The organism is Flavobacterium zepuense, assembly GCF_007097145.1.
In the GTDB taxonomy this organism is placed as follows: domain Bacteria; phylum Bacteroidota; class Bacteroidia; order Flavobacteriales; family Flavobacteriaceae; genus Flavobacterium; species Flavobacterium zepuense.
In genome coordinates this window covers 173,199-198,349 of record NZ_VJVZ01000003.1, presented here as the reverse complement: position 1 = coordinate 198,349, position 25,151 = coordinate 173,199, and the positions used below count along the sequence as shown (strand labels likewise).

Genomic DNA, 25,151 nt, shown 5'->3' with positions numbered 1-25,151 from the left:
ATAGTAAATGTTAGAAGAGCAGGACGAAACATATGCCCGGGTAATAAGGGACAGCGAGAAAAATGTATTGATGGTAAAAATGTTATCTAACTTTTTTAACCATAAAGACCTTTTTGCGGTATTAGTCCGCACTAATGTTATCCATAATTTATTTGCATCCAACAAAAACCTCGACATTAACAAGCTGGAGCTCTTTCATGTACAATACACTACGAGCCTTATAGACCTCTTCCAAAAGCTAAAAAAAGCCAAGGAGCAGCAGTATCTTTTGATTTCAGATGAGATCTACATAAACGACGACCTCATTAAAAAACTGGAAAAGGAAACCGAAGGCCGCAACTTTATCCAGGAGGCACGCAGGCATGCGCAGGAGGTGTCGGTTAAACTAAAAGAGTTGTACAGCCTTTTAGCAGATAACAAACAGGATCTTATAGCATGGGGCGATGTTTTGGCATTTTCTACCCGCATGGGGCAGGAATTTTACCGTGAAACAGGGACGGAGCAGTTTGAGAGGTTAACTTCCGGCGCAAGCCGAAAAACCTACGAAAGCAACAACGCCGTAATTGAGCGCAAGCTTATGGGCAGGCTTAATATACTTAATTTCAGGGTTAAGTTTGCCTGCGGTTTAAGCTGCAACAACCAATATGCTGAGGTGTACGAATTTGTAGACAGTAACGACCGTTTTGTGTTTGTAAACAACACTAAGGCGTTTTATTTTTTAGATGATGAGGTTGCTAAAACTGCCGACCTTTCTAAAAACCTGTCGAACAAAGGGAGTATTGTTACCGATATGAAATTAAAGAATGAGCAGCTAAAAGAAAAGCTGAGTACCATTAAAACATCTATGCCCAATGATGTAGAGAATGTGCTGGCTGCCTACCTGGAAAAGATATCCGGGGTAGATTTTTTAGAGGAACTGCAAAATGTAGATGAGCAAACCAATATTTTAAGGGCAATGTTAAACATAAACATCACAAAATAAAACAATGGCAATAAATTTAGAAAAAGGCCAAAGGCAAAGTATTGCCGCGCCAAAATTTACCGTAGGCTTAGGCTGGGATACTAACAGCAGCAACACTGGCGAGGGTTTTGACCTTGATGCATCGGTATTTGTGCTTGGCGCTAACGGCAAACTGGTTAGCGACAGCCACTTTATATTTTACAACAACCTTACCACGCCCGATGGCGCAGTAACCCACAGCGGAGACAGCCTTACCGGCGAAGGTGATGGCGATGATGAAAAAATTGTTATCGACCTGTCTAAAATTAGCAGCGATGTAGCCGAAATTACGTTTGTAGTTACCATACACCAGGCAGCAGAAAGAAGGCAGAACTTTGGGCAGATACGCAATTCGTTCATCCGTATTGTAGATGGTGTAAACAATTCTGAACTTGTAAAATATGAGCTTGACGAAGATTTTTCTATAGAAACTGCTGTAGAGTTTGGCAGGCTGTACAAAAGAAATAACGAGTGGAAGTTTGAAGCGGTAGGATCTGGCATGAAAGGCGGGCTTCAGGACTTTTTAAATAAGTATAATTAATTACTAACAACTACAATCAAACCATGGCAATTAATTTAACTAAGGGTCAGAAAATAGACCTTAAAAAATCATCGGGCGAAAGCCTTACCAATTTTTGTGTAGGTGTTAACTGGGGCGCTATAGAAACCAAAGGCGGCTTTTTAGGCCTTAGCAAGAAAGTAAAAAGCATAGACCTTGACCTGAGCTGTATATTAGTGAACGGGCAAAACCAGGTTACAGATCATTTGTATTCGCCGCTGTACCGCGAAGAAGTACTGAAGCAATTTGGCCTGCAAAAAGGTAAGCTGCTAACATCTGACGGTGCCATGAAACACACCGGCGACGACCTTGCCGGCGATACCGGTGGCGATGACGGCCTTGATAACGAAATTATTACGGTAGACCTAAACAGGGTAAACCCAAACGTTACCCAGATTTTCTTCTTTTTAAACAATGCCGGTAAAGAAGATTTTTCTCAAATACCGTATTCTAAAATAAGAATGTATGAGGGTACGCCTACAAAAGTAGTATCGGAGTTTGCATCGTATAACGTTTCTGCCGAAGGGCAATATTCTGGCAAACGCTCTATAATTATGGGCAAGCTATATAAAAGGGATGGCGAATGGAAATTTAGCGCTATTGGCGACCCAACCGAAGATACTTTTTTGGGGCAAACGGTGCAGCGCATTGTAAAATCGTATCTTTAAAAATTAATTGCATATCAATAAACAACGCAAATTAATAATCAATAAAAAAATAAAGTGGATAATAACTTAATTAGTCATCCTGGCTTAATAGGCATTTTTGCCGTAGTTGTGGTAATAATGCTGCTGTTAGACCTTGGCGTTTTTAACAAAGGTAGCCATGTGGTAACCAACAAAGAGGCCGTAACCTGGTCGCTTGTATGGATAAGCCTTTCTATGGCCTTTAGTGGTGTGGTTTATTACTATGCCGGGGTAGAAAAATTCTCCCAGTTTCAGAGTGCCTACTGGATAGAAAAAGCCCTCTCTGTAGATAACCTTTTTGTGTTTATACTCGTGTTTGGGTTTTTTAACGTACCTAAAGAAAACCACCATAAAGTGCTGTTTTGGGGTATTATAGGGGCGTTGGTGCTTAGGGCGGTATTCATTTTCAGTGGGGTGGGGCTTATTAAGCTTACCTACCTTCCCGAATTTGAAGCCTGGGGCCACATGCTTAAAGTAAATGTTATCCTTACCCTGTTTGGTATCTTTCTTATCTACGCGGGTATTAAATCGGCTTTTGCCGAGGACGATGATGATGAAAATAAAGACTTTAACAAGAGCCCGGGTGCAAGGGTAGTGCACAAATTCTTTAACGTAAGTAAAGGCTACGATAAAGATAAATTCTTTACGATAGAAAATGGCAAAAAGCTGGCTACACCATTGCTTGTAGTAGTTGGTGTAATAGAATTTACCGACCTTTTATTCGCGGTAGATTCCATCCCTGCAATTTTTGCCATCGCACCAGATGATCCTTTTATCCTGTATACCTCTAATATTTTTGCGATATTAGGTTTAAGGGCACTGTATTTTTTACTGGCAAACTTTATCCATTTATTCAGCAAATTAAAATACGGTTTGGCTATCATCCTGTCTTTCATTGGGGTAAAAATGGTAATATCACCAATATACCATATCGAGTCTATCACATCATTAATAGTGGTTGGTAGTGTACTTTTGTTATCGGTGCTGGCATCGGTAGTATTTCCTGAAAAGGAAGAAGCCTAAGCAAATAAATAAAGCCACATTTATTATATTTGTGGCTTTCTTATTATAAAACAAACAAACCTATGAAATTATTAGAAGGAAAAACGGCAATAATTACAGGCGCAAGCCGTGGTATAGGCCGTGGTATAGCCTTGGTATTTGCCCAGCATGGAGCTAATGTTGCGTTTACCTACAGCGCATCGGCAGAGGCTGCCAAAGCCTTAGAGGAAGAACTTGCTGCTTATGGTATTACTGCTAAAGGTTACCAAAGCAACGCTGCCGATTTTAATGAGGCACAAAAACTTGCAGAAGACGTACTGGCCACTTTTGGCGCTATAGATATTTTGATAAACAATGCAGGTATTACTAAAGATAACCTGCTTTTGCGCATCTCTGAAGAAGATTTTGATAAAGTAATAGAAGTTAACCTTAAGTCGGTTTTTAACATGACTAAAGCGGTGCAGAAAACAATGCTGAAGCAACGTAAAGGCTCAATTATAAACATGAGTTCTGTTGTAGGTCTTAGCGGTAATGCTGGCCAGAGTAACTATGCAGCATCTAAAGCAGGTATGATAGGTTTTACCAAGTCTATCGCGCTTGAGCTGGGTTCCCGCAACATCCGTTGCAACGCCATCGCACCGGGCTTTATTGAAACTGAAATGACCGAAAAACTGTCTGAAGAGGTAGTTAAAGGCTGGAGGGAAAACATTCCTTTGAAAAGGGGCGGATCTCCGGAGGATGTTGCCAATGCGTGCGTTTTCTTAGCATCAGATATGTCGGCTTACATTACAGGCCAGACCCTGAGTGTAGACGGCGGTATGCATACATAATATTAATTTTTTTCTGGAATAACAATTAGCTAATGACTGCATCTACGGTTTTATTATTACTATTATCTGCAATTGCAGCATTGGCATTGTCGTTTTACCAATATCTTTTTAAAGCCAAAAAGAAGGGCAGGATGTTCTTCTTTTTGGCCTTTTTGCGTTTTGTAACCTGGTTTTCCATCTTTGTGCTGCTTATAAACCCAATTATAACGCGCAAAGACCTTGAAACGGTTAAAACTCCGCTACCTATATTAATAGATAACTCATTATCTATAATAGAATTGGGGCAGGACAGCCTTGCTAAAATTGTGGCTGCTAAAATAGCGGGCAGTTCGGCATTAAAAGATAAGTACGATGTGCAAACCTACACATTTGCAGATGGCTTTGAAGCAGGCAAAACACCCGATTTTAAAGGAAGGCAAACGCATATAGACCAAGCGGCACAAAACCTGAAGCAGCTTTACAGGAACACCAATTACCCCGTGGTTATTTTAACCGATGGTAACCAAACCATAGGTAACGACTATGTATACAGCTTTCAGGAAAACACTTCGGTTTACCCCATTGTGCTGGGCGATACTACGTCAGTCTTAGACCTAAAGGTAAACCAGGTTAATGTAAACAAATATGCGTTCCTTAAAAACAAATTCCCGGTAGAGGTATTTTTACAATACAGCGGCAACAAAAGCGTTAACGCAGTTTTTAGCATTATGCAGGGCAACTCGGTTTTGTTTAAGCAAAATGTGGCCTTTTCTAAAGATAAAAAAGCACAGTCGGTTTCGGTATTGTTAGATGCTGCTAAAGTAGGGGTACAAACCTATAAGGCAGTGCTATCATCATCGGAACCTGAAAAAAACAAATACAACAACGTTAAGAATTTTGCGGTTGAAGTAATCGACCAGCGCAGCGAGGTGGCAATAATATCTGCCATAACGCACCCCGATCTTGGTGCTTTAAAACGCGCTATAGAAACCAACCAGCAGCGCAAGGTTACAATACTAAAACCATCTGAAGTTAAATCGCTACAGGATTACAATGTGCTTATTTTGTACCAGCCCGATGCATCGTTTAAAATGCTGATGGGGCAAAATAAAAATGCAGGGTTAAATACCTTTATAATTACCGGCCTTAACACCGACTTCAACCTGCTTAACCAGTACCAAAACGGTATCGATTTTAAAATGACATCGCAAAGCGAAGATTACCTTGCCGATTTTAATGCGCAATTTAACCTTTTTGCTTTGCAGGACATTGGTTTTAGCCAGTTTCCGCCACTTACGCACCCTTTTGGTACCATTACCGTAAAAGGAGGGGTAAACACGCTGTTGCAGTCGCGCATACGTAATGTGCAAACCGGCAACCCGCTTATGGTGTTCTCTGAAACCGGCCCGGCGCGCAGCGCATACCTTTTTGGCGAGAACATCTGGAAGTGGAGGGTAGAGAGCCACCTTAACTCTAAATCATTCGAGCAGTTTGATGTTTTTATAGACAAGACCATACAGTTTTTAGCATCCAACTCTAAACGCAAATCGCTCGTGGTAAACCATGAGAGTTTTTATAATTCGGGTGAAGTGATACCCATCACGGCACAGTACTTTAATAAAAACTATGAGTTTGATGAAAATGCCAGGCTAACCATACAGCTTAAAAATAAGAAAGATAATACTACTAAGAGCTTTGACTTTTTAAAGGGCAATGCCGAATATAAAGTTAACCTTGACGGCCTTGCTGCCGGGCAATATAGCTTTACGGTTAAAGAAAGCACGTCGGGCAGCAGCTATGCAGGTTCGTTTGAGGTACTTGACTTTGAAATTGAAAAACAATTTGTAAACCCCGACCTTGCACGTTTACAGCAAACGGCTGCCAATACCAATGGCGCGGTTTACTATCCGGATACTGCTGATAAGCTTATTAAATTCTTATCTGAAAATGAGAACTATAAGGCAGTACAAAAAGAGATAACTAAAAAATCTCCGCTTATAGAGTGGATTTGGCTGCTGGTTATTTTAGCCGTTACGCTAAGCGCCGAGTGGTTTATACGCAAATACAACGGCCTGCTGTAATATTAAACTATTCTAAAAAATATATGTTTCTGTAAGATAATCTTTAACTTTGGTGAATAACCAAAAACTAAAAGATTATGAAACAATTAATAATAGGCTGTAGTGCATTTTTTATGGTAATGCTTACAAGCAGCTGTAATTCTACAAAATCGGTTGATAGCGCGCCTGTAACAGGTACAGAGTGGGAACTTTCTACAATTAATGGCAGTGCTCCCATAGCCGATGAATTTAACAACGGCCTGCCCACTATAAATTTTACAACCGATAATAAAGTTAACGGTAAAGGCGGTTGTAACGGGTATAGCGGTACATACACCCTTACAGACAAAGGTGCACTTACATTGGGGCCACTGATGTCTACTAAAATGTTTTGCCCCGGTGGTGGCGAAAATAAATATATGGCGGCGCTGCAAAAAGCAAACACTACTAAAGTTGCTGATGGAAAATTGATGCTAATGAACGGTACGGAGGAAGTGCTGGTCTTTACTAAGAAGTAATCAGTCCTCAACTATATAAAATAGAAGAGCCTCTTTGCGGAGGCTCTTTTTTTATTCGTTCGTAAGTAATAGCACCTGGTCTTTTAAACGCTCTATAAGGAGGTTCATCATGCGTTTGTTAAGGTTAGAAGAATTAAGAGTGTATTCCTTAAATTCTTCTACAGTGAACAGTGCTATTATCATACCCTTTAATGCATTCCTAAACTTTATGTCTTTGTGTATGGTATTCTCAATGTAATGCAATTTCTTCTCAATAGAGAGGGTGTAAAAATAGTTTTTTTGTTTGTTGGCATAATTTAAAAATGCTTCTATAAAGAGATCATTTTGAAGCTTTAGCACCGGCCTTAAAGTCTTGTTCTGAAACGATTCTTCTTTACCGGATTGTTCGTGTATATCGCCAATAGCTTCACCTCTAAGGGTAAGGATACCCGTATCGCGTTCGTTCATGGTTTTCTTTTAAAGATAAAAAAAAACCGCTGCATAAGCAGCGGTTTCAATATTTATTTTTTGAGTATACTTTTGTTATTTAAGTATAAAGGTTACCCTTCTTACAGTTTGACGTGCATACTGAGAATCTTTGCTCACAGATGTGTCTTCACCGTTACCAACAATGTTTAACCTTCCGGCATCGATACCTGCAGCAACAAGTATTGCTTTAACATTTTCAGCCCTTCTTGAAGATAGTGCTTTGTTGTATTCAGTATCTCCAACCTCGTCAGCATAACCAATAACATCAGCAGATGTAGATGGGTTTTCTTTCAGGTATTTGATAAGGAAGTTAATACCACTTACAGATTGTGCATTAGGCTGGTCTTTATTAAAGTCAAAGTAAACATTTACATAACCACCGTTAATTAGGTCGGCAAGGTCAGCGTTTATGCTTTGTTTCATTTCAGCGTTTTTCTGCTCAACATAAGATTCCATTTCGTCAGGAATACCGTTGTTGTTTAAGTCGATGCTTCTACCTTTGCTATCCACTTTAACACCTGCAACAGAGTTTGGCTCAGCATCAAGATAATCCGGCACACCATCTTTATCGGTGTCGTTCATCATTGTTTCAAGCTCTTCTATACGGCTTTCAGCTTCTTCAATAGCATCCGGTTTCTCATCAACATACCAGTCAGCATGAGGCTGTCCTTTTTGTCCTATGTAAATAGCAAGGCCAAGTGTTGCATGGTAAAGTGAGCTATCAAAACCTTGTCTTCCTTTAGCATCATAAACAGCGCCATCCCAAGTTCTTTGGTGGCCAAAGTTATTTAGCATAGAGAAGTCTCCCTGGATAGCACCAAAGTTACCTATTTTGTACTGTGCGGTTAAACCAAAAACAATGGTACCAAGTACATCATCATCTAAATCGTAATCGTCATTTTTAAGCATGGTAACACCACCACCAGCGTGTCCTAAAATGTTAAGGTGTTTTGTCCATGATTCAAAGCCCATAACGCGGCCTAAGTTTACAACACCTTCAAGTGTTCCACCGTAAGCGCTGCTTTCAAAGTCAGCACTGATATCATCACCTTCAAACTTGTCATAGAAACCTGTTAACTTCAAACCAAATTTAGTGTTGAACATATACCTGAACCCTAAATTTGCATCGAACAAGTTCGTGGTGCTCATGTGATAACCTTCTGTCATCGGGTTTGCAGCTTTGGCAAAACCAAAACCTAACTCAATAGACGCCTTTTTGAAATCATTTGCACCCGTTGTGGTGCTTTCTTCTTTGTCCTGCGCACGCACACTTGCACAAGTGAGCGTCAGCATTAGTAGGGGGAGTACAACTTTCTTCATAAATAATTGTTTTGTTTATCAGTACTTTGAAATTTTCGGTAAAAATAGTAAAATTATCCTAAGAAAATATTTGTTATTTTTACTATTAATTTAAGCAAAAGTAAAAAATGTTTTCTATAGTCAATCCTTTTAACAAAACTTTTTTATCTGAACATCAATATTTTACTGGTGCTCACGTAAAAAAAATCCTTCAAAACAGTAGTGAAACCGCTGAAAATTGGAGCAGTACAAATGTACAACACAGACTAAATTTTATAAAAACTTTAGTATTTGCATTAACAAAATCACAACAAAATCTCGCGGAAAGGTGTAGTTTAGAGATGGGTAAGCCCATAAAGCAGTCGCATGCAGAGGTAGAAAAATGCAGGTTGTTGTGCGAATATTACCTAAAAAATGCAGAAGAGTACCTTAAAAACAAGCAAATTGCCACCGATGGCACCGAAAGTTTTGTTACTTATGAGCCACTTGGAGTGATACTTGGGGTAATGCCATGGAACTTTCCGTACTGGCAGGTTTTCAGGTTTGCCATACCGGCAATTGTAGCGGGTAATACTGTTGTGGTAAAGCATGCCAGTAATGTTGCCGGCTGTGCTATATTGATTGAGGAACTATTTAGGGATGCCGGTTTTCCTGATGGAGTGTATACCAACCTGCTTATTGCGGGCGACCAGGTTAAAGAGGTAATTGATAATCCGGTTATCAGCGGTGTATCGGTTACGGGGAGTGAAAAAGCCGGTACTTCAGTAGCATCTGCGGCAGCGGCACAGGTTAAAAAGGCGGTTTTAGAGCTTGGTGGTAGTAATGCCCTTATCGTTCTTGAAGATGCCGACCTTGAAGCCACGGTGCCTGTTGCAATTAATGCCCGTTTCCAAAACACCGGGCAAAGCTGTATTGCTGCAAAACGCTTTTTAGTACACAGCAGCATATATGATGCCTTTATGGAGCAGTTTATTAAAGGTGTGGCCGAATTAAAAAGTGGCGACCCAATGAATGAGGATACTTACATTGGCCCGCTTGCCAGGGTAGACCTTGCTGAGGATGTGCAGAAGCAGGTTGATGATTCGGTTGCTATGGGGGCGAAGATCGTGATAGGGGGTAAGCGTTCTAATGCTTTTTATGAACCTACAGTGCTTACTAATGTTACGCCCGATATGCCTGTTTTTAAAGACGAGGTTTTTGGACCCGCTGTGCCTGTTGTACCTTTTGATACGTTTGAAGAAGCGGTTGAGCTAAGTAATAAAACTGAGTTTGGCCTTGGTGTATCTGTCTTTACAAAAGATGTAGAGACGCTCAAAACAAAAATAAGCCTCTTTAAAGAAGGTGCTGTATTTATAAATGCGATGGTAAAGTCTGACCCTGCGTTGCCGTTTGGTGGCGTTAAACGCTCAGGGTTTGGCCGTGAACTGGCTAAAGAAGGCTTACTGGAATTTGTAAACGTAAAAACGGTGTATATTAAATAAAATTAATGGAACGCGGATTTAGCGGATGCTTCGCAGCGCAGATTTCAAATATGATTACTAATTATAGTATAAAACAAAAATTCCGGTTTAGCACCGGAATTTTTTATTTGAATAGTTTAGACTTATAAAATCCGTGCTGCGAAGCATCCGCTAAATCTGCGTTCCAAAAGCTTAATATAACTCAGGATATTCATTCGGTTTTGCCTCGTGCATAATGGCATATATTTTTTCGTAAATATCTTCGGAAGATGGTTTAGAAAAGTAATCACCATCGGTACCATAAGACGGCCTGTGCTCTTTTGCGGTAAGCGTATCGGGTTTGCTGTCTAAATGCTTGTAAGCGTCCTGTACATCGATTATTTGCTGTAATATGTATGCTGATGCCCCACCGGGCACATCTTCATCTACAACAAGCAGCCTGTTGGTTTTAGCCACGCTCTTTACAATGTCGTGGTTAAGGTCAAACGGCTGTAAGCTCTGCACATCAATTATCTCTACATCAATACCGGTTTCAAGCAGTTCTTTTGCAGCCTGCTCTATAACCCTAAGTGTAGAACCGTAAGAAACTATAGTAATGTCGCTACCTGTTTTAATGGTTTCTACCACGCCAATAGGTGTTTTAAAGTCGCCAAGGTTAACCGGCATCTTTTCTTTAAGCCTGTAGCCGTTAAGGCATTCTATAACAAGGGCAGGTTCATCGGCCTCCATAAGGGCATTGTAAAAACCGGCTGCTTTGGTCATGTTTCTTGGTACCAGTACATGGATGCCTTTAAGCGCATTAATTATCATACCCATAGGCGAACCTGAGTGCCATATACCCTCCAGCCTGTGGCCGCGGGTACGTATAATAAGCGGCGCTTTCTGTCTGCCTGCGGTACGGTATTGCAGTGTTGCAAGGTCGTCGCTCATAATTTGCAATGCATACAACAGGTAATCAAGATATTGGATCTCGGCAATAGGACGAAGGCCGCGCATGGCCATACCAATACCCTGGCCTAAAATGGTAGCCTCGCGAATACCGGCATCGCACACCCTGAAATCGCCAAATTTTTCCTGTAAGCCTTCAAGCCCCTGGTTAACATCGCCAATGCCGCCACAATCTTCACCAAAAACCATAGCTTCAGGATATTTTGTAAACAGTGCATCAAAATTATTGCGGATGATAACACGGCCATCGGCTTCGGCAGGGGTATCGCCATACCGGGCCTCTTCGGCAGTAATCGAATAAATATTTTTATCTGACTGCGAATATAAATGTGAACTGTAGCTTGGCTGTATACGCTCTGTAAACGCGGTAATCCAGGCCGAAAGCGTGCTTTTAGAGGCTTCTTTTATAATAAGGCGCAGCACTTTACGTGCCACCACCAAGATGTCTTTACGTATAGGCTCCTTAATGGCCGCCAGTTCGTTACTGTATCGTTCTATAAAAACTTTATTGTCGCTTTGAGCGGCGATTGAATTTAATAGTGTGATAAACTCCGTACGGTCCTGCTTGATAGGATCCTGATAGGCCGACCAAGCGGCTTTTTTTGCCTCAAGCACATCTACTTTAGCTTGTTTTTCTATAGCTTCTAATTCGTCATCGGCAGCTATATTATTATCAAGCATCCATTTTTTCATCTGTGCAATACAGTCAAACTCGCCTTCCCATTGCAGGCGGTCAGAGTTTTTATAACGCTCATGCGAGCCCGATGTAGAGTGGCCCTGCGGCTGTGTAAGCTGGTATACGTGCATTAACACAGGTACATGCTCTGTACGTGCAATGTGCGAAGCCCTCTCGTAAGCGGCCACAAGCTCGGGGTAATCCCAGCCTTTTACGGTAATTATTTCGTAGCCTTTTGCATTTTCATCACGCTGAAAGCCTTTTAATATTTCAGAGATGCTTTCTTTGGTAGTCTGGTGGCGTGCGTGTACCGATATGCCGTATTCATCATCCCAAACGCTTATAACCATAGGTACCTGTAGTACACCGGCGGCGTTTATGGTTTCAAAAAACAACCCTTCGGATGTACTGGCGTTGCCAATAGTACCCCAGGCAATTTCGTTACCGTTTATAGAGAAGTTTGGATTATTAGTACCGCTAACATTCCTGTATATTTTAGAAGCCTGCGCCAAACCCAGTAAGCGAGGCATTTGCCCGGCAGTAGGGGAAATATCGGCACTTGAGTTTTTTTGTTGGGTAAGGTTTTTCCAGTTTCCGTTCTCATCAAGGCTATGGGTAGCAAAATGCCCGCCCATTTGGCGCCCGGCCGACATAGGGTCGGCTTCCAGAGAAGCGTGGCCGTATAATCCTGCAAAAAACTGTTGTATGGTTAACTGGCCTATGGCCATCATAAACGTTTGGTCGCGGTAATAACCGGAGCGGAAATCGCCGTTTTTAAAGGCTTTTGCCATAGCCAGCTGCGGTACCTCTTTACCATCGCCAAATATGCCAAACTTTGCCTTGCCCGTAAGCACTTCGCGGCGGCCTAAAAGGCTGCACTCCCTGCTAATTACAGCAGTTTTATAATCGTTAAGTACTTCGGCTTTAAAATCTGTAAAAGATAGGGCCTGTTTTGTTTCTGTACCTGTCATAACTAAATGTGTTGTGCGAATTACAAATTTAATCAAAACTACGACATATCATAACATATGGATTAAAATTTGAATTTCATTTTTATCAATAAAACAAAATCAGGTGGTTGTATAAATACATTTTAATTAGCGAATGTGCTTTAAAAGTATATTTTGTGTATTTTTTTGTAGAGAATGAGGCGGAGCTGTTATAAATTTTAATATTGAAGCAATTGTGTTATTTTATTGCTCAATATACTACCAAATACGTTTAAATTAAAACCACTTCCTGGTAAATAAGTTAAGCAGCGTGCTTGGTGCAAGCGTTACCACAAAGCGTATTTTCTGGCTGTAATTGCCCAACCCCGGCTCAAAACCGTTGCTGGAATACATTGGGAAATACAGCTCAAAATAATCGGTGACAAGGTTTAAACGAATCCCGCTATCGTAAACAAACTCGGTACCCCGGTATTTGTTTTCAAAAACACCGGCATCGCCGTAAATTTCTATCCAGTTCCACACGTTAAAGCTACCGTTAACTGTGGTCATCCACTTGTTTGCAAAGCGGTTATCCATGATGGATTTAAAACCACCCTCTGCCAAAATAAACTGCTGGCTCATAAGCCCTTTATCTTCAGATCGGCCATAGTAATTGTAATCAAAAAGATAATCGGTAGGCCTGTCTAAACCAAAGCTAAAAAACTCTGAACTGGTGCTACGGTACATAAACATACCCGCATACACCCTTAGGTTAACCTGCCTGTTATCGTTAAAGAGCCTCCTGAACTGAAACTCACCCGATAGTTTACCAAACGCATTGGCTATCTGGGCATCGGTATAAAAGTTATAATGGCGGGTAATTTCTGAGTCGGATTTGCTGTAGCGGGCGTTAAATACCGAGTAGTTTTCGTTTTGCTCATCGGTACGTACAAAAAGCGATTTTTCGCGGTTTACCGTTACCTGGCGCAGCATTATGAACTCTTTTTTATTTTTACGGATGTTCTCATCGCGAATGCGGAACTGTACCTGCGGGGTGAATTTATAATATCGGGCATCGGGCGCATAATGAAACGTAGAGCCGGTAAGTGTGTACCGCACGTTATACAGGTTATCCTCCCTAATGTAATGATTGTAAAGCAATGAAACCGAACCGATAAGCTCGGATGTTTTTACCGAGTAGGTAGGGTTAACCTCAAAAATAAAAGGCTTTTCCAGCATTGATTTGTTGTGCAGCCTTAACCCGGGCGAAAATCCGTCGTAAATATTGAATATAAAGCTGGGTACATAAAATATCTGGTTAACCGCAGGATTTTCAAGATCCTGGAAAAAGCCTAATTTTATTGGCTTATTGTTCGGGAAAAACTTATCCAGCCTTTTATAATTATCGCGTTTGTTATATTCCGGTATCAGGTCGTTATTGTTAATAACCAGCCTGTCAGCATCGTTGCGGGGTATGGTAAGGGTGCTGTCTACTGTAAAGCCCTCAAACCATTGCTTGTAAACCACCTGGCCATTTTTAAGGCCGTAAACCGATACCGGCACTTTAGTACCTGTCACATTTTTTAATGTAACCTGTAGCGAATCGTTTTCTTTTCTTACCCTGCCAAATTTATAATCTATAAGGTCGCGGGTATCTACAACGGTATCAAAAAACCAGCTAATGTCCTTATCGGTATTCTTTTTCAGGATACTTTCAAAGTCGTCTCTGTTGGTCTTCGCTTGGGCTGCGTTAAGGCTATAAAATTCTTTAAAAGAGTTAATTACAACATCATTACCTAAGTAATCGTCTAAATAGCTAAAGCTAAGGCCTGCACGGTATTTGCCGGCAATTTGCTCGTTAAATTTAATGAAGGTATTTTTAGGGTCGCCTATGGGTTGATCGAGGTTACGGCGCGCCATGATCATATACAAATAGCTATACTGGCCATTAAAGTTAATGTTGAACAGGTTAAAGTTAAATGCCTTAAGGAGTCCCCATTGACCCACTTCGCCCATCATTTTTTTATCGGCATGTTTCTCGTTAACATACTTTATCATCAGCTGCATTTGTATGGCATCGTATATCCAGCTGTCTTTACGTGGGTCGAGCTTTAATGTAGTCTTTAAATAAGCGTTAAGGTAGGTTTTAAGAAAACGGACCTCATACAAAAAAGAATCGGGGAACGGACTTATAAAGGCCGGCAGCTGGTTAAGCCCGTACATGGGGCTGCGCTCATATTCGGCCTGCGATACTATAATTTTGCCATGAGGGAAAGCACCAAGGTTTTCGGTAGTAAAATCTACAACTTCCTTGATAATTACCGCCCTCTGGATATCGGTGATGCGGTTTTCCTTAAGGTTACAGCTTACCTCGGCATCATCAAACCTAAACACTTCAAAAGTGTTTTTAGCCTCAAGTATAAGGTTAAAGTTGGTGCGGTTCTTACCGATAAAGTAATATTCATCGGTGCTATCCGCCGTTTTTTTGTTGCCCTGATACAAATCTGATGTTACAAAACTGTTTTTGGGTACCTTTAGTGTAAGCTCGTAGTCGCACACGGCATTGGCAATATCATCTATATTTTCGTTGCTGTATTTTACAAAGCCGTTGTCATAACGGGCGGGGGTAAGGTACCAGTCTTTAAGGTTAAAAGTCCCGGCTTTATCATCGTAGCCAAAGCGGGTAAACCTGTCGTTAGGTATCTTAACTTCATAAGTTAATGATATGGCAAATTTTTGACCCGGGCGTATGGGATTTTTTAACTGTACTTTTAAAATATCGGGATGATCTGTAAGATGTTCAGCGGTAAGCATTAGCCCGTTTTGGTCTACTACCGAATACACTTTTGTATACCCTCTGTCGGCATCTTTAGCCAGGTGAAACGACTTAACAAATTCATCTGTAAAGCGTTTGGCAAGCGGCGTTGTTTTAGATGAATAGGCATTGTTCCAGTCGTTAAGCAGGATACTGTTTAGCGTATCGGCCGACTGGTTGTAGTACACAATATGTTGCTGTATCTTAAATACTTTTGTATCGTAATCTGCCTGTATAACCATGCTGTTTTGGTGCTGCGCGTGCAACATGCCGGTAAACAGCATTATAAACAGTAAACAGAGCTTTATCTTTATCGTCAAAATGGCTTAAATTAATTGTACGGGTTTAAAGTTGCTGCCTTGTTTTAATTTGGCTACAAGTATAACTATATATACGATGCAAAAATAGGTTTTGGGTTGCTTTGTGTAATGTTAAATAAAAGTAATGATTAAAAGTTAGGGCTAAGGCTGTATTTTTTGTAGAAGTTATCTATAACGGTAACTACCTCATCGGCAGTGTCTACAATTTTTATAAGGTTAAGGTCTTCGGGGCTGGCGTTGTGGTTTTCGTCAATCAAAACGTTTTTAATCCAGTCTATGAGTCCGCTCCAGTATGCTGTACCCACCAATATTATGGGGAATTTAGCTATCTTTTTGGTCTGGATAAGCGTTACTGCCTCAAACAACTCATCGAGTGTACCAAAGCCACCCGGCATAACCACGAACCCCTGAGAGTACTTTATAAACATTGTTTTACGTACAAAAAAGTAATCGAAATTTAAATTCTTGTCGTGGTCTATGTACGGGTTAAAGTGTTGCTCAAAAGGCAATTCTATGTTAAGCCCAACCGATGGTGCTATACCACGCTTGGCACCTTTGTTACCGGCCTCCATAATACCGGGTCCACCACCGGTAATAACACCGTAACCGGAATTGGCTATCTTTTCGGCAATTTCCTCGGTAAGCTGGTAATATTTATTATCTGAAGTTGTACGCGCCGAACCGAATATCGATATACACGGGCCTATGCGCGCCATGGTTTCAAAACCATTTACAAACTCACTCATTATCTTAAAAATAGCCCACGAGTCGTTGCTGCGTATTTCGCTCCACGGCTTTTGCTTTAGCCCTTCGTTAATCCACTCGTCGTCGCTGTTGTATGTTTCTTTTGCCATTTGTTTTTTTGTTTTTGCCACTAATTTCACGAATCTCACAAATTTCCAATCGTCTCGTATAATTTGTTTAATTGGTGTAATTCGTGGCAGACTTATTTAAGTTCTTTTTTAAGGAATTTTGCGGTGTAGCTCTTTTTGTTCTTAGCCACTTCTTCGGGTGTGCCTTTTGCAACAAGCTGCCCACCACCTTTACCGCCTTCGTAACCAATATCTATAATGTAATCGGCAAGTTTAATAACATCCATATTATGCTCTATAATAAGTACGCTGTTGCCTTTATCTACCAGTTTGTTGATGACCTCCATAAGTACGCGGATGTCTTCAAAATGCAGACCCGTTGTAGGTTCATCTAATATATAAAAAGTATTGCCGGTATCTTTTTTAGAAAGCTCTGATGCTAACTTAATTCGCTGTGCCTCACCACCGCTAAGGGTAGTACTCTGCTGGCCCAGTGTTATGTAACCCAAGCCTACATCCTGTATGGTTTTTATCTTTCGGAAGATCTTAGGGATGTTCTCAAAAAACGGAACCGCCTCATCTACCGTCATATCCAGCACATCACTTATGGATTTGCCTTTGTAGCGAATCTCTAAGGTTTCGCGGTTAAAGCGCTTGCCCTGGCAGGTTTCGCACTCCACATAAACATCGGGTAAAAAGTTCATCTCTATAACGCGCAGTCCGCTGCCTTCGCAGGTTTCGCAACGGCCGCCACTAACGTTAAAGCTAAAACGGCCGGGTTTGTAACCGCGTATCATAGCCTCGGGCGTTTGGGTAAATAGCGAACGTATCTCGCTAAAAACCTCGGTATATGTAGCCGGGTTAGAGCGCGGTGTGCGCCCAATAGGGCTTTGGTCTATATCTATAACCTTGTCGATATGCTCAAGGCCTTCAATTTTTTTGTAAGGGGCCGGTTTTTTAACCCCGTTGAAAAAATGGGCGTTTAAAATAGGGTAGAGCGTACCGTTTATAAGCGTACTCTTGCCACTGCCCGAAACCCCCGTAACGCATATCATTTGCCCAAGAGGGAACTCTACCGTTACATTTTTAAGGTTGTTGCCTGTTGCACCACTCAGCTTGATGGACTTGCCATTGCCTGCACGGCGAGTTTTAGGTACGGCAATTTCTTTTTCGCCGTTTAAATAAGCTGCAGTAAGGGTGTGCTCTTTAAGCAGTTCGGCAGGAGTGCCTTTGCTCACTATCTGTCCGCCAAAGCGCCCTGCAGCAGGGCCTATATCTATCACGTAATCAGCGCGCTCAATCATATCCTTATCGTGTTCTACCACGATAACCGAATTGCCTATATCGCGCAGCTGCTCCAGCGAGTGTATCAGTTTTTCGTTATCGCGCTGGTGCAGGCCAATGCTGGGTTCATCTAAAATATAGAGTACGCCCACAAGCTGCGACCCAATTTGCGTAGCCAGCCTTATACGCTGTGCCTCGCCACCCGAAAGTGTGCCCGAGCCACGGCTAAGCGACAGGTAATTCAGTCCTACATCAACCAGGAAGCTAAGGCGCGCCTTAATTTCTTTAATGATCTCTGTAGCGATAACTTTTTGTTTTTCAGACAGGTTCTGGTCAAGGCTCTCAAACCATTCCGCCAGGTCTGATATATCCATCGCCGAAAGCTCGGCTATGTTAAGGCCGTTCACTTTAAAGTAAAGCGACTCTTTTTTAAGGCGGGTTCCGTGGCAAACGGGGCACTGCACCTCGTCCATAAACTCCTTTGCCCAGCGTTTTAAAGATGCTGTGGCACTCTCATCGTACTGGTTTTTTATGAAGGCAGATATCCCCTCAAAATCAATTTTATATTCGCGGTTAACGCCAAGGGTTTTGCTGTTTACGGTAAATTTTTCCTTACCGCCATTAAGGATCATCTCCATAGCATCGGCCGGAATTTTCTCTATGGCATCGGTAATCTTAAAGCCGTATTTTTCGCCAATGGCCTCTAACTGCTTAAATATCCATGAGTTTTTATATTCGCCCAAAGGCACAAAACCGCCCTGTTTGATGGACAGTTTAGGGTTGGGAATTATTTTTTTAACGTTAATTTCGTTAATAATTCCAAGGCCGTTGCAGTTATCGCACGCACCCTTTGGGGAGTTAAACGAAAAATTATTAGGCTCCGGATTAGGGTAGGATATACCCGACGACGGACACATTAGGTTACGGCTGTAGTAGCGCACATCGCCGCTCTCCTGCTCTATAACCATCATAACATCTTCGCCGTGGTACATGGCTGTTTTAATGCTGTCGGCCAGGCGTTTATCGGTGTCCGGGGTGGCATCAATAGCCATACGGTCTATCACGGTTTCAATATCGTGCACCTTATAACGGTCCAGCTTCATGCCGCTTTCAATATCCTTAATAACACCATCTACACGCACCTTTAAAAAGCCCTGCTTGCTAACCTGCTCAAAGAGCTCGCGGTAATGCCCCTTACGGGAACGGATGATGGGCGCAAGGATGCTGATGCGTTTGCCATCAAACTTTTCGATTATAAGGTCTTTAATCTGGGTATCGCTGTAGCTCACCATTTTTTCGCCGGTCATGTAACTGTACGCGTCGGCGCCACGGGCGTAGAGCAGACGGAGAAAGTCGTAAATCTCGGTAATGGTGCCCACGGTAGAGCGGGGGCTCTTGCTCGTGGTTTTTTGCTCTATGGCAATAACGGGGCTAAGGCCGTCTATCTTATCAACATCAGGGCGCTCTAAGCCGCCCAAAAACTGGCGTGCATAAGCCGAAAATGTTTCTATATAGCGGCGCTGCCCTTCGGCATAAATGGTATCAAAAGCGAGTGACGATTTACCCGAACCCGAAAGCCCGGTTATAACCACCAGTTTTTCGCGCGGAATGGTAACATCTATATTTTTAAGGTTGTGCACGCGGGCACCTAAAACCTCTATATTATCTGTAGTATCTGTAAAATTTGACATAGCAATTTTTGTGCAAAACGCAAAGGTACTCAATTTTACGCTATTTTTATGTGAGGGTGCGGCGTAAGAAATTGTTAAAAGGATGGGGGAGGAATTTGCTATATTTGAAATCTAATCAAATAATTATGAAATTTAAAGAAATCGCAAATCGTATTACTGGAATCAGTATCCCTATATTTGGTATTTCATGGAATCCACCAATACTTGAAAGAAAAATTGCTGAAAAAGTCGTAATTTTTTTAGAAGATAGAAGAGTATTATATAATCCATTTCAGTTAGAAACACCAAGATATTGTACGCAGTCAATAATTCAAATTAGAGAATTTATAAATCAACAGTTGTACGATGTTAAGAGAGATTCTGAATTAGATAAAATACTCAGAGCTATGAGGAGTGCTTGTCATAAATTTTTGAGTATTTTACAGGAAAATGATTTTTATTTTACCAGTGAGGGATATCAGTAATTCTAGTTTTGGAGGTCAAATATTATACTTTAGTGGTATTGGTGAACTACGTAGTACTTTCGGCCATTTACTTGCTAAAATATTTGTCATTTATAAAATTGATTGCGAAGGTGAATTGTTAAAAATTATACCTTTAGATATTGACGAGCCTTAATACTATTAATTCAGAATAAACATTGCTTCGTCGTTCCTCCTCGCAAAGACGGTGCGTGAAGAGTGTGACGAACGATACCCGGCTACGTCTTTGCGAGCGAAGTGCAACGGAGCGCGGCAATCTCACTCCGGGGTACGCAAAGGTAACTATCAAACTCTAACGAACCTAAACCGTTAAATCCCCCGCCTTTACCATTCGGGCAGGCGCGATTGCTTGCATCTGTGTTATCCGCGCCCGCCTGAACGGCACGGGCAGGTTCCATTTCCCGCCACAAAATTACAACACAAAAATAGTCACAGTACTGACGCCATTCTTGCAGTAAATTAAAACCGGTAATTTGGACTAAAAAAGGTTGGTGTAAAGAATATTCATGCCCGATTTTACACGTTTTTACAAAAACGCGAAAAAAAGGGGTATTCCAAAATCCGAAAGTGAAATATCAAAATGTAATTAATTGATTATCAAAGTAAAACTGTTTTGCGTAATTTTAAAAAATGAAATAAATTTTTTGCTGCTAAAATTGTATACATTATAAGTTTTTGCTTTAATTCTGAAATAGAATAACTTCGAAGAATTAAAGTTAAAATCCGCTTTTATCCGCGATTGCGAAGCATCAATTAAATCCGAGTTCCATAAATAACCGATTTGTTAAAATTTTACATTATTTATGGGTTTGTAAGAAAGTTAAGGCAATCATAACACGTTGATGCAAACTGCTATCAGTTAGCTTTTTAGATATCTTATTTATAAACGGTCTATTTACAAATAGCTCAATAACAGTTATTTAGAATTTCTCTAACATATATTCTGCTTAAATTTGTACTATTACTAACTGCAAAAATAAAATGTTATGGATATTAAATTAGCAAATTGTTGTGGTAACTGCGATCACCATGTAAAAGGGCAGTTATGCAACGTACACGAAATAGTTACTGCCGAGACCCAAGCCTGCCAGGCTTATGAGTTCCGCGCCGTATTGAGCAGAGAATCAGACTGTTTAAAATGTTCTAAATTCCAGACAGAGCATTGCGCACACCCAAGCAAAGCAAGCGAAGGCATGATGTGTACCGTTTTTTATCCTAGGATAATGGCATAAAGCATCAATTCAATAAAATACAAAAGGCTGCCCTGCAACGCATTGGGCAGCCTTTTGTGTTTTATGAAGTAGTGGTTTGAATGAAAGCCAAAATCCTTTACATTTGGGTATATACTCCTGATAAATGATTCATTTTCGACACTATAGCCTGATTTTACTGCTGTTAGCATCAACTACTTACGCACAGAAACCCAAAAGCCTTAAAAAACTCAAAACCGTTCATATAATTGATAGCTGCGCTACCGAAGATGTCCAGCAACGCTTTGATACTAAGGGGCAATTAACCGAAGAAGTAGCCAACAAGCAGACGTTTTTGGGCAGTAATAATGTGGTATACCGCGACGCATTTTTGTATGATGGTGGCAAGACAAAACGTATTCAGCACTTTTGTAACGATACACTTATAAGCGAGGAACTGACTGATTATAAAGGCGATAACCTAATACGCTACCGCGAAATCATTAAGGGACGTACCACTGCTGACGAAACCTATACCTACCATAAAGGCAAGCTGCAAAAAATGGTCTCGGTACAGCCGGGTGGCGATGTGGTACGCGAAACTAAATATGATAACGCGCTGGGGCTCAAGGAAACAACTATTAAAAACGCCGGTATAATTACAGGGGTAGAGAAGGAGTACCGCAACGGCAACACCCGCACAGTGGAGTTTTATAGTATTCCGGGCGACTCATTAAAACCGTCTGTTACACAGGCTTATATTTACGATGATAACAACAATATAATTGACCTCCGGACCTTTAACCGAGGTAACGAGACATCGCGCGAAATAAAACGTTACGATGATGCTAATGTGCTGGTTAGCCATAAGTTGTTTGAGAATGGTAAAGCGGTATCCGAGACACTTTACGACCTGAGCGGTAACATCTTAAAAGAAACTAATTTAACCACAAAAGAGGTTACAATCTACGAAAATAAGTACAACAAAATTGGCGACCTTGTTAGTGTTACCATTATTAAGAACGGGCAGCCTTCTTGCCGAAAAAATTATACCATTGATTACTGGGAGGAGCGTTAAGGTTTTGGTTTGTAATATTTTAGCATATTTATTTCGCAATAGGACATAAAAAAATCAGCAGGTTTCCCTGCTGATCTATATTTATAATCCTGAAAACTGTTTACGATTTGTAAAGCAGGTTTGCCAGGCTGTTATCGCGCTCGTACACATCGTCAAAAAAGCCTACGTTGCCGTTTTCATCGGCAAATGCTGTAAAATAAGCTATATATACCGGTATTTTTGTTTTGAGTGCATAGTTTGTTTCTTTGCCTGCGTTCATGGCTTCATCTACCTTTTTCTCGCTCCAATTACCGTCCTTTTTAGTAATGGCAATAGCAAGGTCGCGGGCTTTTTCTACACGCACACACCCGTGGCTAAATGCCCTTTCATCCCTGTTAAACAAACCTTTTGCAGGTGTATCATGCAGATAAATATTGTTTGAGTTAGGGAACATAAATTTTACTTTACCTAAAGAATTCTCTCCGCCCGGTTTTTGCCTTACCATATTACCGTTCCACTCCATATTATGGTCGGCCAGGTAATTTTTGTTTTTAGCAATGCCCGGTTTAATTTCTTTTTCGAGGATGCTCTTAGGTACATTCCAGTACGGACTAAATACCAAGTAGCTCATTTGTCCGCTGAAAACCACAGTTTTATTAAGCTCTTTACCCACCACCACGTTAGATGTCATAAATATCTTACCATCGCGCACATATCGTAGCCTGTACGATGGTATGTTAACCACAATGTATTCTTTTTGAGTGTCGATATCAGGGGTTATCCAGCGGCAGCGCTCCATATTAACGGTAATTGTTTTTATACGGTCGGCAACAGGAACGTTAAGTTCTTTGATGATTTCCGGGCCCACTTTACCGTCAAATTCACGGTAACGCATCCTTTCATAGCTGCTGATGGCTTCTTTAAGCTCACCGTCAAACTCTGTGCTTTTGCTATCCGATTTTAAATAACCTTCAGCTGCAAGGCGTGCCCTTAACTGAGCCACGGCAGGGCTATCGTCGCCCTCTTTAAGCGATTTTGTGCCTTCGGGCAGGGTTATGGTGCCCCAGCCACCTTTTTTCTTGATATCTCGGTATTTGCTAAGCCCTTTTTTTAGGTTAAAATAGCCGCTGTACATTTCTTCTTTATCGCCTTTTATCTTTTTAGGATCGCGCATCAGGGTATCAAGATAAGCAACATAATCGGTACGCTCGCGCGGAAGGTACCAGCCCGTTTGCTTGCTTTCCTTAGCATTTAAGCCGCCAAGAACCTTATCTGCATAGTAAAAATACATCGAGCTTATAAGTAGTTCTGATGTTTCATCCGGCTTTTCGCCTCGGCCTGAATTTTCAAACAGCTCGTCGATCTCTTTTTTATACGGAACTTTAGTAACAACACCTTCGGTACCAATCTGGTTAACCTGGTTGTAAAGCACTTCGGCAAACTCTATAAACCCCCTTTTTTCATGCCAAATGTAATGGTTGTGCTTTTTATACAACTCATTAATTTGGGTTTCGTAGGGTTTAAACTCCGGGTATTTTGCAAAAAATGCGGGGAATTTAGAGGCATCAATAGCAATTTCTTTTTCGTTATTGCTGTGCTCATGTACATCGGGGTTGTTTTCCTTTTTACAGGATATGGTGGTGAATTGCAGTCCTGCTATCAGGAAGGCCAGTAAGCATAATCTTTTCATAGCGTGTGTTTGTTTTTATATAAATGTAGCAAGTTTTTTTCGCCAACAAACACATTTAATAAGCTTTAACGTACAATTATGAGTAAGTACCCTGCAATTATAAAATTGTCATAAAGAACGATTTTAGATTTCAGATTTAATTACAATTATAAAAAAATCAGATTGAACTTTTGAGTGAAGCCCAATCTGAATTCTGAAATCTAAAATCTTAATTCTAAACCGGTTCCTGTTGGCTAAGGCAATGAAAACTACCGAGACCCCAAATAAGGTCGGTACTGTCTATGCCAATAACCTCACGGCCTTTAAAGCAGTCGGTTAATATATTTAATGCAGCCTTATCGTTCACGCTGTCGCGGAAGGTAGGCACAATAACACTCTGGTTAGCAATGTAAAAGTTAGCGTATGATGCCGGTAGTCGCTGGTCTTCATAAATTACAGCCTTGGGCATAGGCAGCTCTATAACATTAAGCTGTTTACCATCCTGAAGGCGCATCTTATGCAGGCTCTCCAGGTTTTCCTGTAGCAGCTGGTAATTGTCGTCGTTCTTATCTTTTTCTACCACAGTAACCACAGTATCCTCATTTACAAAACGTGTAATATCGTCAATATGCCCGTCGGTATCATCGCCTACAATACCATCGCCAAGCCATAAAATGTGCTCAACACCATAGTACTGAATAAGGTATTCTTCAATTTCTTTTTGAGAAAGGTGTGGGTTACGGTTTTTGTTCAATAAACAAGCCGTGGTGGTAAGCAGCGTGCCTTTACCGTTAAACTCTACACTGCCGCCCTCCATAACAATACCCGGATTAAACACTTTTAAACCAAGTGCTTCTCCAATTCGGGTAGGGATAACATCATCAAGATCATACGGAGGATATTTATCGCCCCATGCGTTGTAACCCCAGTCTACAATTGCTTTTTCGCCGGTTTGGCGGTTAACCAAAAATGCAGGGCCATGATCGCGGCACCAGGCATCATTAGTAGGGAAAAAGTAAAACGAAACCTCGCTTACCTTAGCTCCCGGTACAAGCGGTGCATACTTTTCAATTTCTGAAATTGCAAACTGCTTCATAGCCTCATCTGCTACGTTAATGCACACCTTTTGATGGCGAGAAACCTGCAAAATAAACTCGCAGTACGGCTTATAAATGGTATGCAGCTTACCCGGCCATGATGCCTCTTTATGTGGCCATGATAGCCATAGGGCTCGTTGCGGAGCAAACTCGGCAGGGAAGTTGAAACCTAATTTCTTAGGTGTATCTATATTTTGTAGTAATGACATTTAATGTTTTATTTGGCCTTTAATTCTGATGGCGACAGCGGCAATTTACCGGCATTAATAATAAAGATTGCTGCGCTTCGTTCCTCCGCTCGCAATGACAGGCTGAAAGCG

The 25,151-nt window shown here is 41.2% G+C and carries 19 protein-coding genes; 11 read left to right on the top strand and 8 right to left on the bottom strand.

Annotated elements, in window-relative coordinates:
- Window positions 1–7 precede the first annotated feature (7 nt).
- The 7 genes from FMM05_RS06145 to FMM05_RS06110 all read left to right on the top strand — a co-directional run bounded on the left by FMM05_RS06145 (window position 8) and on the right by FMM05_RS06110 (window position 6,634).
- Window positions 8–982 carry a hypothetical protein gene (locus tag FMM05_RS06145; RefSeq protein ID WP_143372465.1) on the top strand — a complete coding sequence of 325 codons (975 nt, stop codon included), beginning with the start codon at window positions 8–10 and terminating at the stop codon, window positions 980–982.
- Window positions 983–986: 4 nt separating this feature from the next.
- The gene (locus tag FMM05_RS06140) at window positions 987–1,541 is read left to right on the top strand and encodes a TerD family protein (protein ID WP_143372464.1); all 555 of its coding nucleotides are present in this window, start codon (window positions 987–989) and stop codon (window positions 1,539–1,541) included.
- 23 nt (window positions 1,542–1,564) lie between these two features.
- Window positions 1,565–2,227, top strand: a complete 663-nt coding sequence (locus FMM05_RS06135; RefSeq protein ID WP_143372463.1) for a TerD family protein — start codon at window positions 1,565–1,567, stop codon at window positions 2,225–2,227.
- 54 nt (window positions 2,228–2,281) lie between these two features.
- Window positions 2,282–3,268, top strand: a complete 987-nt coding sequence (locus FMM05_RS06130; RefSeq protein ID WP_143372462.1) for a TerC/Alx family metal homeostasis membrane protein — start codon at window positions 2,282–2,284, stop codon at window positions 3,266–3,268.
- 62 nt (window positions 3,269–3,330) lie between these two features.
- Entirely contained in the window at window positions 3,331–4,077 is a 747-nt protein-coding gene (gene fabG, locus FMM05_RS06120) for a 3-oxoacyl-[acyl-carrier-protein] reductase (RefSeq protein WP_143372460.1), read from the top strand.
- A gap of 32 nt (window positions 4,078–4,109) precedes the next feature.
- On the top strand, window positions 4,110–6,137 hold the full coding sequence (locus tag FMM05_RS06115) for a hypothetical protein (RefSeq protein ID WP_143372459.1): 2,028 nt from the start codon (window positions 4,110–4,112) through the stop codon (window positions 6,135–6,137).
- A gap of 77 nt (window positions 6,138–6,214) precedes the next feature.
- Window positions 6,215–6,634, top strand: coding sequence for an META domain-containing protein (locus FMM05_RS06110; protein WP_143372458.1), 420 nt, complete (start codon window positions 6,215–6,217; stop codon window positions 6,632–6,634).
- A 51-nt stretch (window positions 6,635–6,685) separates the two neighbouring features.
- Here the strand turns inward: FMM05_RS06110 and FMM05_RS06105 are convergent, their stop codons facing one another.
- Both FMM05_RS06105 and FMM05_RS06100 read right to left on the bottom strand, forming a co-directional pair.
- Window positions 6,686–7,081 carry a glyoxalase gene (locus FMM05_RS06105; protein ID WP_143372457.1) on the bottom strand — a complete coding sequence of 132 codons (396 nt, stop codon included), beginning with the start codon at window positions 7,079–7,081 and terminating at the stop codon, window positions 6,686–6,688.
- A 75-nt stretch (window positions 7,082–7,156) separates the two neighbouring features.
- Entirely contained in the window at window positions 7,157–8,422 is a 1,266-nt protein-coding gene (locus FMM05_RS06100) for an OmpA family protein (RefSeq protein ID WP_143372456.1), read from the bottom strand.
- Between the two features lie 107 nt (window positions 8,423–8,529).
- Between FMM05_RS06100 and FMM05_RS06095 the strand changes: the two genes are divergently transcribed.
- A complete protein-coding gene (locus tag FMM05_RS06095; protein WP_143372455.1) occupies window positions 8,530–9,882 on the top strand; it encodes an NAD-dependent succinate-semialdehyde dehydrogenase in 1,353 nt (450 codons plus the stop codon).
- A 171-nt stretch (window positions 9,883–10,053) separates the two neighbouring features.
- On the opposite strand, the gene FMM05_RS06090 is transcribed toward FMM05_RS06095, so the two are convergent.
- The 4 genes from FMM05_RS06090 to uvrA form a co-directional block, all read right to left on the bottom strand.
- Window positions 10,054–12,456 carry an alpha-ketoacid dehydrogenase subunit alpha/beta gene (locus FMM05_RS06090; protein ID WP_143372454.1) on the bottom strand — a complete coding sequence of 801 codons (2,403 nt, stop codon included), beginning with the start codon at window positions 12,454–12,456 and terminating at the stop codon, window positions 10,054–10,056.
- 255 nt (window positions 12,457–12,711) lie between these two features.
- Window positions 12,712–15,549, bottom strand: coding sequence for a gluzincin family metallopeptidase (locus tag FMM05_RS06085; protein ID WP_317129561.1), 2,838 nt, complete (start codon window positions 15,547–15,549; stop codon window positions 12,712–12,714).
- A 128-nt stretch (window positions 15,550–15,677) separates the two neighbouring features.
- Window positions 15,678–16,403, bottom strand: coding sequence for an LOG family protein (locus tag FMM05_RS06080; RefSeq protein WP_143372453.1), 726 nt, complete (start codon window positions 16,401–16,403; stop codon window positions 15,678–15,680).
- A gap of 92 nt (window positions 16,404–16,495) precedes the next feature.
- A complete protein-coding gene (uvrA, locus tag FMM05_RS06075; RefSeq protein ID WP_143372452.1) occupies window positions 16,496–19,336 on the bottom strand; it encodes an excinuclease ABC subunit UvrA in 2,841 nt (946 codons plus the stop codon).
- A 125-nt stretch (window positions 19,337–19,461) separates the two neighbouring features.
- On the opposite strand from uvrA, the gene FMM05_RS06070 reads away from it, so the two are divergent.
- From FMM05_RS06070 to FMM05_RS06060, 3 genes are all read left to right on the top strand, one after another.
- On the top strand, window positions 19,462–19,800 hold the full coding sequence (locus FMM05_RS06070) for a DUF6650 family protein (RefSeq protein WP_143372451.1): 339 nt from the start codon (window positions 19,462–19,464) through the stop codon (window positions 19,798–19,800).
- A 1,004-nt stretch (window positions 19,801–20,804) separates the two neighbouring features.
- Window positions 20,805–21,050 (top strand): hypothetical protein, encoded by a 246-nt coding sequence (locus tag FMM05_RS06065; RefSeq protein WP_143372450.1) that lies wholly within the window; start codon window positions 20,805–20,807, stop codon window positions 21,048–21,050.
- A gap of 124 nt (window positions 21,051–21,174) precedes the next feature.
- Window positions 21,175–22,086 (top strand): hypothetical protein, encoded by a 912-nt coding sequence (locus FMM05_RS06060; protein ID WP_143372449.1) that lies wholly within the window; start codon window positions 21,175–21,177, stop codon window positions 22,084–22,086.
- A 100-nt stretch (window positions 22,087–22,186) separates the two neighbouring features.
- Here the strand turns inward: FMM05_RS06060 and FMM05_RS06055 are convergent, their stop codons facing one another.
- Window positions 22,187–23,755: a L,D-transpeptidase family protein gene (locus FMM05_RS06055; RefSeq protein WP_143372448.1), complete on the bottom strand. Its 1,569-nt coding sequence runs from the start codon at window positions 23,753–23,755 to the stop codon at window positions 22,187–22,189.
- 214 nt (window positions 23,756–23,969) lie between these two features.
- A complete protein-coding gene (locus FMM05_RS06050) occupies window positions 23,970–25,040 on the bottom strand; it encodes an agmatine deiminase family protein (protein WP_143372447.1) in 1,071 nt (356 codons plus the stop codon).
- Window positions 25,041–25,151 lie beyond the last annotated feature (111 nt).